The organism is Pseudoalteromonas sp. UG3-2, from assembly GCF_037120705.1.
Lineage (GTDB): Bacteria > Pseudomonadota > Gammaproteobacteria > Enterobacterales > Alteromonadaceae > Pseudoalteromonas.
The window spans coordinates 379,017-392,562 of the sequence record NZ_JAWLJU010000002.1 but is presented as its reverse complement, the minus strand read 5'-3'; the positions used below and the strand labels follow the sequence as shown (position 1 = coordinate 392,562).

The window sequence follows — 13,546 nt, the reverse complement described above, 5'->3', positions numbered from 1 at the left end:
AACACAGTCCGATGTAACACTGAGTTATTGTTGTTGCTGTTTTAAGTAGCGCTGCACGGCACGGTTATGCTCGGCCAAGGTTTTAGAAAACTGATGTCCCCCAGTCCCCGACGCGACGAAATAAAAGTATTCCGTCTGCTGCGGATTTAACGCGGCCTGGATCGCGGCTGTCGAGGGCATGGCGATGGGCGTGGGAGGTAAACCGTCAATTCGATAAGTGTTGTATGGCGTCATCTGACGCAGATCTTTGCGTTTAATGTCGCCGTCAAAAGACTCCCCAATGCCATAAATCACGGTTGGGTCAGTTTGTAGGCGCATGCCTTTTCTAAGGCGATTAATAAAGACTGACGCGACTTTGCTGCGCTCACCATCCACCCCTGTTTCTTTTTCAACAATCGACGCTAAAATCAACGCTTCATAAGGAGATTGCAATGGTAGATCAGGTTTTCGTTGTTGCCATTGTTGTGCTAAAACCTGTTGCATTTTTTGGTGCGCTCGCTGCAATAACGCCAATGCCGAGTCGTTGCCATGATAATAATAGGTATCGGGGTACAGCCAGCCTTCAGCGCTGTCTTGCTGAAGCCCTAACTGCTCGCTGAGGTTATCAATATCATAATTTAAATAAGGCGCAGCGGCGATTTTTTTGGTCACCGTCCAAATGGCTTCTCCCTCAATGATAGTAAAACTAAAGCGGTGTTGCTGCCCACGACGTATAATCGCTAACGCCTCGAGAACCGGCTTGCCTTTAAGCTGGTAAACACCGGATTGCAATGCAAATTGCTGAGGTGCCAGTTTACTGTATAAATTGTAAGGCAAGCAGCTTTCTATCGCCCCGACCTGCTGCCAACGTTGACATAAGCGGCGAAAGGTTTCTCCTGCTTTTACCTCAGTGTAGGTTTCATCCAGCAGTAACTTTTCACTTTGCATCTGCTCCACCACAGATAACAACCACCAGGTTGCGGATGCAATCAGCAAAAGCAGCACTACTAGTAATTTTTTTATCATGGTTTCACCTGTAAAAATTGCTGCTGTAACTGCCGAGTCTTGGCGATATCGAACGTCTTTTCTTGCAGTCGCTGCACGGGAACCAAAGCCATTAAGCTATTGCAAAGATAGATGGCATCTGCTTGTTTTAATTCGGCTAAATTGACGTTCTGGCTGTGAATCTTGAGTTGACTCGAGAGGTAATCCAAATAAACACCGCGAATGCCACACAAGCTTAAATCAGGCGTATAAATGTTACCTTGTTTGATAAATATAAGGTTGGCCGCCGACGCTTCAATGATATGGTCATTGATATTGGCCACCACCACATCTTCTTCGCTAAATTGCTGAGCATCTTGTTTAACCAGTACCTGCTCTATGCGATTTAAGGTTTTTAACCCTGCCAGTAATGGCTGCAAGCCAAGTTTAATATTACTCATCGCCAAACTGATCCCCTGTTGTTGCCAACGCAGATAATGCTCAGGGTAGTCAAAGGTTTGCAGATTAAATACTGGCGTTACGCGCTCTGGTGCCTGGTAGCCTCTGCCCCCTACGCCACGAGTAATAAGGATCTTGATAACCCCTTGCGCTATCCCTGCGGTGGCTTCAGCAAGTTGTTGCTCTAGTTGCTGCCATGGCAACACCGGAAAGCCTAAGCGCTGTTGGCACTCTAACAGTCTGGCCCGATGAAATGGCCAAAGTTGTGCCTTACCATGTTTTATCAACGCCGTAGTGAAAAAACCATCGCCATAACTGAGCCCACGGTCGTTCGCTGGGAATTGGGTTTGCTGCTGCAAGTCATTACTCCATTAACTGAAAAAGCCCGGCAATGCCGAGCTTTATGATAATAACCTAAATATGCATCATTATGCTAAGGCTAACTACACCTTTTTAAACAGCAATGAGCCGTTCGTGCCACCAAAGCCAAACGAATTACAAAGAGTGTAGTCAAGCTTGGCATCACGCGCTGTGTGCGGTACATAGTCCAAATCACAGCCTTCGTCTGGGTTATCTAAGTTGATGGTTGGCGTCACTTTTTGCTCTTGTAGAGCCAAAATCGAGATAATTGACTCCACCGAGCCGGCCGCGCCAAGTAAGTGGCCCATCATGGACTTTGAAGAACTCACCATCACTTTATCAGCGGCAGCACCAAACACTGATTTAACCGCTTGTGTCTCAGCCACATCGCCTGCTGAGGTAGATGTCCCATGAGCATTAATGTAACCAACCTGATCGGCATTTACGCCGCCATCTTTAAGCGCGTTTTCCATTGCCAACGCCGCACCAGCACCGTCTTCAGGTGGAGAAGTCATATGATAGGCATCGCCACTCATGCCAAAGCCAGATAACTCAGCGTAAATTTTTGCCCCACGCGCTTTAGCGTGCTCATACTCTTCAAGTACGATAACCCCTGCGCCATCAGCCAGCACAAAACCATCACGGTCTTTGTCCCAAGGTCTTGAGGCAGCTTGCGGATCGTCATTACGAGTTGATAACGCTCGCGCAGCACTAAACCCACCCATACCAATTGGCGTTGATGCTTTCTCTGCACCCCCTGCCACCATGGCATCGGCATCACCATAAGCAATCATTCGTGCAGCGTGGCCAATATTATGAAGGCCTGTAGTACATGCGGTAACGATTGAAATATTCGGGCCTCTGAGGCAATGCATAATGGATAAATGACCCGAGATCATGTTGATGATGGTAGAAGGCACGTAAAAAGGAGATAACTTACGTGGGCCACTGTTCAACAACTTAACATGGTTTTCTTCAATCAGTGTTAAGCCACCGATACCAGAACCAATGGCAACACCAACGCGATCCGCGTTTTGCTCAGTGACTTCCAATCCAGAATCATTGAGTGCCTGCACACCGGCTGCGATACCGTATTGAATGAAGACATCCATTTTTTTGGCGTCTTTTTTGGAAATATAATCAGTGACATCGAAGTCATTGATCAAACCAGCGAATTTGGTGCCGAAACCTTCAGTGTCAAAGTGTGTGATATTACGAATGCCACTACGGCCTTCTAATAAGCCCTGCCAGGTAGATGCAACATCATTACCCAGCGGCGTCAACATACCTAAGCCAGTTACTACGACTCGACGTTTAGCCACGGTGTCCTCCAAAAAGGGATTATTATATTGATGGGGGGTCTAGAAATGAATTAGGGCAGCGAGTGCTGCCCTAATGGGATAACTGGTTACTCAGCGTGAGCAGTAACGTAGTCGATAGCTGCCTGAACAGTAGTGATTTTCTCAGCTTCTTCGTCAGGGATCTCAGTATCAAACTCTTCTTCTAGCGCCATTACAAGCTCAACAGTGTCTAGAGAGTCAGCACCAAGGTCATCAACAAATGACGCTTCGTTTTTCACTTCTTCTTCTTTAACACCTAGTTGTTCAACAATGATTTTCTTTACGCGTTCTTGGATGTCGCTCATTCTTCTTTCCTTTATTTAAACGCTACTGCGTTAATTTTCAGATTTTGGCGCAGTTTACGCCGCATCATACTGGGATTCAAGGATTGACCCTCACTTTTTTTTCTGGTCAAACCTGTTAAAAACCTATGAATCTTTTTATCGCTTATTTTCAATACGATTTCAAGTACGTTGTCGACAAGATCACAAAAAATTCAATTAATTTGCGTTCTCATCCCCGTTTCGGTGACGTCGGGTGTAGCTCGCTACAAAGTAGCTTATACCAATTCGCTTAATTAAGTGGTCCATTTGAGGGAGCAAGTATTAATGCGGATTGCTATTACACCATGTACATAGCACCATTCACGTGTAATGTTTCGCCCGACACATAGGCCGCAGCGTCCGAGGCTAAATAGATGACTGCCGCCGCAATTTCTTCTGGTTGACCTAAACGCCCTGCTGGGACATTGGCTAAGGTTGCTGCTTTTTGCTCATCCGTTAACTCATCGGTCATATCCGTTTGGATAAAGCCCGGAGCTACAGTATTTACCGTAATACCACGAGATGCAACCTCACGCGCCAAGGATTTTGTAAATCCAATCACACCCGCTTTCGCGGCAGCATAATTAGACTGGCCTGCGTTGCCCATGGTGCCAACCACCGAGCCAATATTGATAATACGGCCCGATTTCTTTTTCATCATCGGACGCAATACGGCTTTAGAAAGTCTAAAGACCGAAGACAAGTTGGTATCGATAATGTCGTCCCACTCTTGCTCTTTCATACGCATTAGCAGGTTATCGCGGGTAATACCGGCGTTATTCACTAATACATCAACATCACCAAGATCGGCCTTAATCGCAGCTAATGTCTCAGTAATTGACTCAGGTTCGGTGACGTTCAACGCATATCCTTTACCATTTTCACCTAAATAGTCAGAAATACGTTGTGCACCACTTTCACTGGTTGCCGTACCAGCTACTTTCGCGCCTTGAGCCACCAAAGCGTTTGCAATGGCTTTACCTATACCCCGGCTGGCACCAGTGACTAATACCACTTTGCCCGCTAAAGAAAATAAATTACTCATCTGTTATTCATCCTTATTCTGCTGCTGCAATTGCAGCTAAATCATTGACTGAGCTACAGCTTACGCTGCGGTCGATGCGCTTCACCAAGCCACTGATGACTTTTCCTGGACCAAACTCGAAGCTCGTGGTGATCCCCTCTTTGGCCACGGCTTGGACTGTTTCAGTCCATCTTACTGGGCTGTATAACTGACGTACTAAGGCATCTTTTATCGCTGCCGCATCTTTACTTATGACCACATCAACGTTATTGATCACGGCATATTTCGGCTCATTAAAGCTAATTGCTTCTAGGTCTTGTGCTAACTTTTCCGCCGCTGGCTTCATTAGCGCACAGTGTGAAGGTACACTTACAGCAAGCTCTAAAGCACGTTTAGCACCGGCTTCTTTACACGCTTGCGAGGCACGCGCTACAGCTTCTACGTGACCTGCAATAACCACTTGGCCCGGCGAGTTATAGTTCACTGGAGACACCACATCTCCTTGCGCTGATTCAGCACACACCTTAGCAACAACCTCGTCATCAAGACCGATGATCGCCGCCATCGAACCCGTGCCTGCTGGCACCGCTTCTTGCATATATAAACCACGTTTTTCTACTAATTTAACCGCATCAGCTAGGTTAAGCACACCGGCACACACTAACGCTGAATACTCCCCTAAGCTGTGTCCAGCTAAGGTTAGTTCAGCATCTACTTGCTTTTCTTGCCACGCTCTGAAGATAGCAACACTGGCGGTTAATAGCGCTGGTTGCGTGCGGTGGGTTAAGTTAAGCTCCTGCTCTGGGCCATTTAATACCAGCTCAGCTAGGTCGTAGCCTAGTGCCTGTGACGCTTCTGCAAAGGTGTTTTTGACAATTTCTGAGGAAGACAATAACTCAGACAGCATACCCACGCTTTGTGAGCCTTGGCCTGGGAAAAATAGTGCAATTTTTTGTGACATAATGTGCTCTTTCTTTTGTGTTCTCGTCACGTCCTCATGTCACCTTGTGATGTTAAGGGGTGGGACCTGACGGTTGTTTTTCTGTTTCAGCTTGTTCAAGCACCGCTTGAATTTTTTCTGGGATCTTACGCTGCACCTCTTGTGCAGCTTCCTCAATGGCAGCTAAAAATGCCTTGTTGGTGGCATTGCCATGGCTTTTTACCACAATACCGCGCAATCCTACCAGACTTGCGCCGTTATACTGGTCGGGGTTCACGCGTTTATACAGTTTTTTTATAACGGGTCGGAGCATAAATGCCAACACTTTATAAAAAAAGTGCTTTTTCAGCGCTTTAGTAAACTTATGCATGATTAACTTAGCAATCCCTTCGCAAGTCTTCAGTGCCACATTACCAACGAACCCTTCACAGACAATGACATCGGCTTTGCCGGAAAACATATCACTGCCTTCACAATAGCCTTGGTAATTAATAAACGAAGACGCACGCATCAATTTAGCGGCTTGTTTGATGCCATCATGGCCTTTGATTTCTTCCGCGCCAATATTCAATAGGCACACTTTCGGAGCATCACAGTGCAGCGCTTCTCCAGCGACTATGGAACCCATAATGCCAAACTGGAACAAGGTATCAGCATCACAATGCACGTTTGCGCCTAGGTCGAGCAAGTATACGGGTTGCTTTTTCTCTGTGGGCACGGCAGAAATGAGAGCGGGACGACGGATCCCTGGTAGCATTTTAAGTACATAATGGGCCATTAAAAATAGCGCCCCAGTGTTACCTGAACTGACACACGCTTGTGCTTGGCCTGACTTCACCAATTCCAACGCAATGCGCATTGAAGATTGTTTTTTATTACGTAGAGCTTGTGCGGGATCGCAACTGTTGGTCACCACCTCTTTGCAATGAATAATTTGCAACCTAGGATGGTCAAGCATTTTAGCTTTTATGAGTGCTTCTTCTATGACTTGTTGATTGCCACAGAGTAATAAGGTTAGGTGAGGATGCTTTAAAACCGCAGCAATGGCTGCTGGTATAGATGAACGGGGGCCGTAATCGCCCCCCATCATATCTAACGCTATGGTTAGATTATTCAGCATAGAGCAATCTCTTAGTTAGAAACTACTTTTACGCCTTTGTAGTAACCGTCTGCAGTTACGTGGTGACGACGATGAGTCTCACCAGAAACTTGATCAACAGTTAGCGCTGGTCCACTGATCGCATCATGTGAACGACGCATGCCACGACGTGCGCGTGACTTTTTGCTTTTTTGTACCGCCATTAGCCTTCTCCTAAGAATCTTTCTTAAGTTGTTTTAAAATTTCAAATGGATTTGGTTTGCTATCTTCTGCTGCAATTTCACCAAAGCTCTTTGGCTCATCAGAATAAGAGCATTGCGCCTCATCATGCATTGGAACTATCGGGATAGCGAGAATAAGTTCATCTTCGATCAATTGTCGAAGGTTTACTTCTCCTTCCTCGTCTAGCTCTAATTCATCATAACGCTCGGGAAGACTTTCCGACTCTGCACCTAATCCGACTGGCGAATACGCAAAGTCTTGTTCCAAATCCAACCCTAATTCACCATTACAACGTTGACAAGTTACCGTCAGGTGCGCTTGGACTTTGCCACGCAAAACCACCAAACCTTGCTCATCAATATCGCAATGAATATCTACCGCTATTTCACTATTTTGATCCTGCACAACTTGCTGCAAGCGAGAAAGTTCTTCAAGCAATACAAAGCCGTCATAAGTAGCCCGACGCTGTGCTGCTCTGCAGGGATCAAGAGTGATGGGAATTTTCACCTTTTGCATAGGGGCTGCATCATATAGATAGTTACTGTGTTAGTCAAAGTAAAAATACACTTTCCCTTTGTTTTTCGCCTTATTGCGCTATATCCTGTCGTCAATGACGTTTGTATAAAAAGGTTTTTATGAACCCGGCCATTATTTTAGCTTCAAGTTCACCATTTAGGCAGTCAATTTTAGAAAAATTACAGCTACCTTTTAGCAGCTTTGCTCCGGCAATTGATGAAACGCCGCAAGCACAAGAAACGCCAGAGCAATTAGTGCGGCGGCTAAGCGAAGAAAAAGCCAAAACGGCACAACAGCACTTTAGTCATGGTCTCGCCATAGGCTCGGATCAGGTGGCGGTTTTTGAACAACAAATACTTGGCAAACCTCACAATAAAGAAAACGCGGTACGCCAGTTGAGTCGCTTTAGCGGCCAGCGTGTCGAGTTTCTTACTGGCTTATGTGTTTATGATATTGCCAGCGGTAAATTCCGCTCGCACGTGGTGCCATTCAGTGTTCACTTTCGAACCTTAACAGCCCAACAAATTGACTATTATTGTGAGGTTGAACAACCCTACCAATGCGCAGGCAGCTTTAAATGTGAAGGACTGGGGATCGCATTATTTGAAAAGTTACAGGGCGACGATCCCAATACCTTAATCGGGTTACCCTTAATTCAACTCACAGAGATGTTGCTTGATTTCGGTGTCGATGTCCTGAGTCAGCAATAGCTGCGCAAGCTGTTGATAATTATCACAGATGTGTTTCGCGTGGGTATTAGACAATATCTCGCGCGAAGCCACGCCCATAGTAACGCCAATGGCGTCAACGCCGGCTCGCTGAGCCAGCTCCATATCAATCAGAGTGTCTCCTACCATGACCGCCTGCTGAGGTACAAGCTGCAATTGCTGTAAAATTTGTTCGAGCATGTCTGGGTGCGGTTTTGACTGCGCTTCACAGGCCGTTCGCGTGATCACAAAATAGTCTTGCAAACCGCTTTCAGCTAATAAACGGTCTAGCCCCACTCGGCTTTTACCCGTGGCCACGGCAATGTGTTTTCCCTGTTGCTTTAACTGTTTTAGCAGCTCAGTCACCCCACTAAACAGTGGCGTTGGAGTGGTATCTACATGCTTGTAGATGTGTTTGTAGGCGGCCACCAGTTGTTGCAACTTATCTGGGTGATGTGGAAATAACCGCAACATGGCCTTTTCCAATGACAGGCCAATGATGTTTTTAGCTTGTTCGTCCGTCACCCTTTCCAGACCACAGTCAGTGGCGGCCAAATGAATGGTATTAACAATTTTTGGCACGGAATCCATCACCGTGCCATCCCAGTCAAAAATAATACATTGATAATGCATATTAGCCACGCAACCGAGTTAAGCACGCCTGCAGCGCCTCATCTAATGGCGCCTCAACGTGGTGAGTGGTTTCTGTTTTGGGGTGGATAAAACGCAACTCTTTGGCATGTAAAAATAAGCGGTTTAAGCCTATCTGACGCATTTTGCCATCAAACACCTGGTCACCATATTTGTCATCACAGGCAATAGGGTGGCCTTTACACTGGGTATGGACGCGAATTTGGTGTGTTCTACCGGTTACCGGCGAAGCTTGTACCAAAGAAGCATGTTCAAAACGCTCCACCACACGAAAGCGCGTATGCGAAGGCTTGCCTTGCTCGTGATCCACTCTCACCACCCGCTCTCCAGATTTTAAGGTGTTTTTTCTCAGTGGCTCAGTAACGTTTTTATGCTTGGCATCCCATTGACCTGCAACTAATGCGAGATAGTTTTTCTCCATGGTTTTTTCACGAAGCTGTTCATGCAAGCCTTTTAACACAGCGCGACGTTTAGAAATTAATAAACAGCCCGAGGTGTCTCTATCCAAACGGTGCACCAATTCAAGGTTTTGTTCTTGCGGGCGCAGAGCTCTCAGCGCTTCAATCAGGCCATAACTTAAGCCACTGCCACCATGAACCGCCATACCTGCCGGCTTATTTATTACAATCAGATACTTATCTTCATATAATATGGCTTCTTCGAGGTTGGCTACCTTGTCGAGGTTCTTAGGGACAAATTCTGTTTTTTCTGCCACACGAATCGGCGGAATGCGGATCTCATCATTGATTTGCAGCTTATAAACTGGCTTGACCCGCTTTTTATTCACCCGGACTTCGCCTTTACGGAGAATTTTGTATACGGCACTTTTAGGCACACCTTTTAAATGAGTCACTAAAAAGTTATCAATCCGTTGGCCTTCTTGGTCTTCGGATACGCTAACAAAGGTTACTTTTAATGCGGGTTTGTCTGACATTGCCTAATCACTGATTTGAGTAATAATTTAGTTGCTATCACGGCACTATTAATGGGATAATCAAGCCGTTCCTTTTTGCGAGGTGCTTTTTATCGCAAAAACAATGTCGTGATGCACATCTTGGATGGCAGATCATACAGATTAGAGCTAATATTTCCAAAGCTTTTATTATCTCCATTCGAGCTAATACACGAGCGAACAGTCAATACGAAGCGCGTAATATTTCGTTCATTGACTGAACACGACAATAAAATAACCAAAAAGCAATAAATTAAAATTTGTCTGATGCGTTTATCACAGTTGCAGTAATACCCGTGCAAAAGGACCGCAACTCGTCAAACTCATAAGTATCTGAAGAGGTAAGCTGGATCATTGAAAATAACATCAGTGACAGCATATGAATACCAAGGCACTTATGAAACGTCATAAACGTTACAAACACGAATGCAAAATCAGTGAAGTTATCCTGATAACAGCGGTTACTGTAAATATACTCTTTCTCCCAGTCGTGAGACTGCATTAATAATCAGAGTGTCCAGGAGTTATAAACCGCCACTGGCTATACGTATCAGGCGCTGTAAATAAATTGAGTAGAGAATTACAATATGAAACGTATGCTGATCAATGCGACGCAGCAAGAAGAAATGCGCGTAGCACTGGTTGACGGCCAGCGTCTATATGATTTAGACATTGAAAGTCCTGGTCACGAACAGAAAAAAGCCAACATATACAAGGGTAAAATTACCCGTATCGAACCCTCACTAGAAGCCGCCTTTGTTGATTATGGCGCCGAGCGTCACGGTTTCCTGCCACTAAAAGAAATTGCTAAAACCTACTTCCCTTCTGGCTACACCTTTAACGGCCGCCCTAATATCAAAGATGTTATTAGAGAAGGTCAAGAGGTTATCGTTCAAGTTGATAAAGAAGAACGAGGCCAAAAAGGCGCAGCATTAACCACCTTTATTAGTGTCGCGGGCAGTTATTTAGTACTGATGCCGAACAACCCACGTGCCGGCGGTATCTCACGCCGTATCGAAGGCGATGAGCGTATCGAGCTTAAAGAAGCTCTAAGCCGTTTAAATGTGCCTAAAGGCATGGGGTTAATCGTACGTACTGCCGGTGTGGGAAAATCTTTTGAAGAGCTTGAGTACGACCTTAAAGCTCTTCTGGTGCATTGGGAAGCCATTCAAAATGCTGCTGACAGTGGCAAGGCACCGTTCCTTATCCACCAAGAAAGCAACGTTATTTTCCGTGCTATCCGCGATTATTTACGTCGTGATATCGGTGAGATTCTAATTGATAAGCCACGCGTGTTTGAAGAAGCCAAGGCACACATTGAGCGTTTCCGCCCTGACTTTATTAACCGCGTTAAGCTTTATCAAAACGATGTGCCTTTGTTTACCCATTACCAAATCGAAAGCCAGATTGAGTCGGCTTTCCAACGTGAAGTGCGTTTACCATCGGGCGGTTCAATCGTTATTGATCCAACAGAGGCACTGACCTCAATCGACATTAACTCTTCAAAAGCCACCAAAGGCGGCGACATAGAAGAGACAGCGCTGAACACCAACTTAGAAGCAGCCGATGAAATCGCCAGACAATTGCGTTTACGAGATCTTGGCGGCCTGATCGTAATCGATTTTATCGATATGACACCACCGCGCCATCAGCGTGAAGTAGAGAACCGCTTAAAAGAAGCCGTTCGTACTGATCGTGCCCGAGTGCAAATTGGTAAAATCTCTCGCTTCGGTTTGTTGGAAATGTCACGCCAACGCTTGCGCCCTTCATTAGGTGAAGCAAGCCAGCACACTTGTCCACGCTGTGATGGCCAAGGCACAATCCGCTCTAACGAGTCTATTGCTCTGTCGATTTTGCGCTTAATTGAAGAAGAAGCCATTAAAGACAACACCGCTCAAGTTAACGCCCAAGTGCCTGTGGCCGTGGGTGCGTATTTGCTCAATGAGAAACGCCGTTCAGTACAGCGCATTGAAAAGCGCCATGAATGCCATGTTATCATTATTCCAAACCAGCACCTTGAGACACCACACTATGAAGTGGTGAGACTGCGTAAGGATGAAACACCAGAAGCAGCCAGCTACCAACAAATTGTTACCCCAGAGCCGGAAGCAATGGAAGTGGCGCGACCGCAAACGGTAGTAAAAGAAGAGCCGGTGCTTAAAGGCGTGGTGATGCCAGATGCCCCTGCTCCGACTCCAGAAGCGCAACCACAACCAAAGGCGCCTGAGCCACAAGCTAAAAAAGCGGCTGAGGAAAGTTTACTTACTAAGCTTGGCAATTGGTTAAAAGGCTTATTTGCTCCTGCAGAAGAAGAGAAAAAGCCAGAGCAAGAGCAACCTAAACGCGAATCAAACCGCCAGAACAACAACCGCCGTCGCAACAATAATCGCCGTCGCAATAACAATCGTCGCCGTCAAGATAACCAAAAAGACGATAAGCCAAACGATGCAGTGCAGAGCAAAGACGACAATGGTAATAAGGAACAGCGCAGTGATAATCGTAAGCGCCGTCGCCCTAATAACCGTAAACGTTCTGAGCAAGACAAAGCAAATCGTCCAGCCAAGCAACAAAATGCAGAAGCAACGGATACTAAGACGGATCATAAAGAGCAACCTGAGGCAGTCAAAGAGCACAAGACTAAACCACGCAGACAGCGTCGTAACCTACGCAAGAAAGTCCGTGTGGAAACTGAAGCTCAAGACAACGCAGTGAGCACTGAGCAGAACAACGCAGCGGCAACTGACGCAACCACTACCCCAGTGGCTGAGCAGAAGGCCGATAGCAACAAAGCGAAAAAGCCGGCAAAAGCTAAAGCGGAAAAAGTCAAAGCACAACGTGATGACACAGCGCAAGCGCCAGAGCCTGCAGCCGAGCCAGTAGAAACTGCACCAGCAGAGCAAGCCGTTGATACCAACGCGCCTAAAGCGGAAGCAGAGACAGCACACACTGACGGCGATACCACACAGCAGTCCAATACAGAAGCTGTGGATGAGGAGCAAAAAGAAGGCCGCACTCGTTCGCGTCGTTCACCTCGCCACCTTCGTGCCGCAGGACAGCGTCGCCGCCGTCAAGATGCGCCTGAAAAGTCGCAATCTAGTGCCTTTGTTCCGGTTGCCGATCAAGCGGCTGCTGAGTATGAAGCACAACTGCAAGCGCAATCGCACAGTGAAGACGACAGCAGCAATGCGGTAACAAACACCGCAGAGCAAGCCGAGTCTGTCTCGTCGGCGCCAGCAGAAACTGCAACCACTGACACAGTAGCGGTGGATAATAGCACTGATGAGCAAGCACCGGCAGCTGAAGAGCAAGCCGTTGAGACGCCTGAGCAACCTCAGCAAGTTGAGCACAGTGCTGCAGCGGAACAAGCTGAAGTGGATAGTGAACAAGCTGAGACGGAAGTTAACGCAATCGAGGAAGAGGTTCCAAGCAGTTCGGATGCACAGCAATCAGCGAGTGAAGCAACGGCTAGCCATGAGCCTGCAGATAAGGCGCCTGAAAGTGCCGTTCAATCAGAGCAAAGCGATGAACAGCTAGCGTCTGAGTCTGACTCAGCGCCACAACAGGCTGAAGCGAATGCAGCAGAGCCTACCTCTGCAGATGAGCCACACGCCGACGTTGAGACTGAAGCTGCATCAGAGCCTGAAGTGACAGAGCCTGAAGTAACTGAACCTGAAAAAACGGCAACGCCAGTCAATGGTCAATCCCGCACACGTTATCAGTACAGTGCTAATGCGCCAATGACCAAAGCAGAAAGTGTAGTTGAGCAAAATACCATGCCAACGCCAACAGCTATGCCATTAGAGAACCGCCCAGCTGCCAGCAGCAGCTCAGGCGCGGGTTCGAAATCACCCAGTGGCAAAGCGAGTGCCGACATGGCCTCTCCTGCCCAAGTTGATTAATAAACAAAACCTAAGCCAGTCTTTCTAGACTGGCTTTTTTTTGTTTGGTAATCGTTCTACCGCAATGGTAATACCAGTCCTTCATGGCGCT

The 13,546-nt window shown here is 46.7% G+C and carries 13 protein-coding genes; 2 read left to right on the top strand and 11 right to left on the bottom strand.

Annotated features, from left to right (window positions below):
* Positions 1 to 24 precede the first annotated feature (24 nt).
* The 9 genes from mltG to yceD form a co-directional block, all read right to left on the bottom strand.
* Entirely contained in the window at positions 25 to 1,005 is a 981-nt protein-coding gene (gene mltG, locus R3P39_RS05095; protein ID WP_336566063.1) for an endolytic transglycosylase MltG, read from the bottom strand.
* Positions 1,002 to 1,781 carry an aminodeoxychorismate lyase gene (pabC, locus tag R3P39_RS05090; protein ID WP_336566062.1) on the bottom strand — a complete coding sequence of 260 codons (780 nt, stop codon included), beginning with the start codon at positions 1,779 to 1,781 and terminating at the stop codon, positions 1,002 to 1,004. The genes mltG and pabC overlap by 4 nt, the downstream gene beginning before the upstream one ends.
* Before the next feature lie 84 nt (positions 1,782 to 1,865).
* The gene (fabF, locus tag R3P39_RS05085) at positions 1,866 to 3,104 is read right to left on the bottom strand and encodes a beta-ketoacyl-ACP synthase II (protein WP_336566061.1); all 1,239 of its coding nucleotides are present in this window, start codon (positions 3,102 to 3,104) and stop codon (positions 1,866 to 1,868) included.
* Positions 3,105 to 3,190: 86 nt separating this feature from the next.
* A complete protein-coding gene (acpP, locus tag R3P39_RS05080) occupies positions 3,191 to 3,427 on the bottom strand; it encodes an acyl carrier protein (RefSeq protein ID WP_005494401.1) in 237 nt (78 codons plus the stop codon).
* A gap of 316 nt (positions 3,428 to 3,743) precedes the next feature.
* Positions 3,744 to 4,490 (bottom strand): 3-oxoacyl-ACP reductase FabG, encoded by a 747-nt coding sequence (gene fabG / locus R3P39_RS05075; protein WP_336566058.1) that lies wholly within the window; start codon positions 4,488 to 4,490, stop codon positions 3,744 to 3,746.
* A gap of 13 nt (positions 4,491 to 4,503) precedes the next feature.
* The gene (fabD, locus tag R3P39_RS05070; protein WP_336566056.1) at positions 4,504 to 5,430 is read right to left on the bottom strand and encodes an ACP S-malonyltransferase; all 927 of its coding nucleotides are present in this window, start codon (positions 5,428 to 5,430) and stop codon (positions 4,504 to 4,506) included.
* Between the two features lie 52 nt (positions 5,431 to 5,482).
* On the bottom strand, positions 5,483 to 6,529 hold the full coding sequence (plsX, locus tag R3P39_RS05065) for a phosphate acyltransferase PlsX (protein ID WP_336566055.1): 1,047 nt from the start codon (positions 6,527 to 6,529) through the stop codon (positions 5,483 to 5,485).
* An 11-nt stretch (positions 6,530 to 6,540) separates the two neighbouring features.
* Positions 6,541 to 6,711 carry a 50S ribosomal protein L32 gene (gene rpmF / locus R3P39_RS05060; RefSeq protein WP_336566054.1) on the bottom strand — a complete coding sequence of 57 codons (171 nt, stop codon included), beginning with the start codon at positions 6,709 to 6,711 and terminating at the stop codon, positions 6,541 to 6,543.
* A 10-nt stretch (positions 6,712 to 6,721) separates the two neighbouring features.
* On the bottom strand, positions 6,722 to 7,246 hold the full coding sequence (gene yceD / locus R3P39_RS05055) for a 23S rRNA accumulation protein YceD (protein WP_336566053.1): 525 nt from the start codon (positions 7,244 to 7,246) through the stop codon (positions 6,722 to 6,724).
* 119 nt (positions 7,247 to 7,365) lie between these two features.
* On the opposite strand from yceD, the gene R3P39_RS05050 reads away from it, so the two are divergent.
* Positions 7,366 to 7,956, top strand: a complete 591-nt coding sequence (locus R3P39_RS05050; RefSeq protein WP_336566052.1) for a Maf family protein — start codon at positions 7,366 to 7,368, stop codon at positions 7,954 to 7,956.
* On the opposite strand, the gene R3P39_RS05045 is transcribed toward R3P39_RS05050, so the two are convergent.
* Complete coding sequence (locus R3P39_RS05045) at positions 7,897 to 8,586, bottom strand: HAD-IIIA family hydrolase (RefSeq protein ID WP_336566051.1); 690 nt, start codon at positions 8,584 to 8,586, stop codon at positions 7,897 to 7,899. The genes R3P39_RS05050 and R3P39_RS05045 overlap by 60 nt on opposite strands.
* Position 8,587: 1 nt before the next feature.
* The gene (gene rluC, locus R3P39_RS05040; RefSeq protein WP_336566050.1) at positions 8,588 to 9,538 is read right to left on the bottom strand and encodes a 23S rRNA pseudouridine(955/2504/2580) synthase RluC; all 951 of its coding nucleotides are present in this window, start codon (positions 9,536 to 9,538) and stop codon (positions 8,588 to 8,590) included.
* Positions 9,539 to 10,143: 605 nt separating this feature from the next.
* Between rluC and rne the strand changes: the two genes are divergently transcribed.
* Positions 10,144 to 13,455 (top strand): ribonuclease E, encoded by a 3,312-nt coding sequence (gene rne, locus R3P39_RS05035; protein WP_336566048.1) that lies wholly within the window; start codon positions 10,144 to 10,146, stop codon positions 13,453 to 13,455.
* Positions 13,456 to 13,546: the final 91 nt, after the last annotated feature.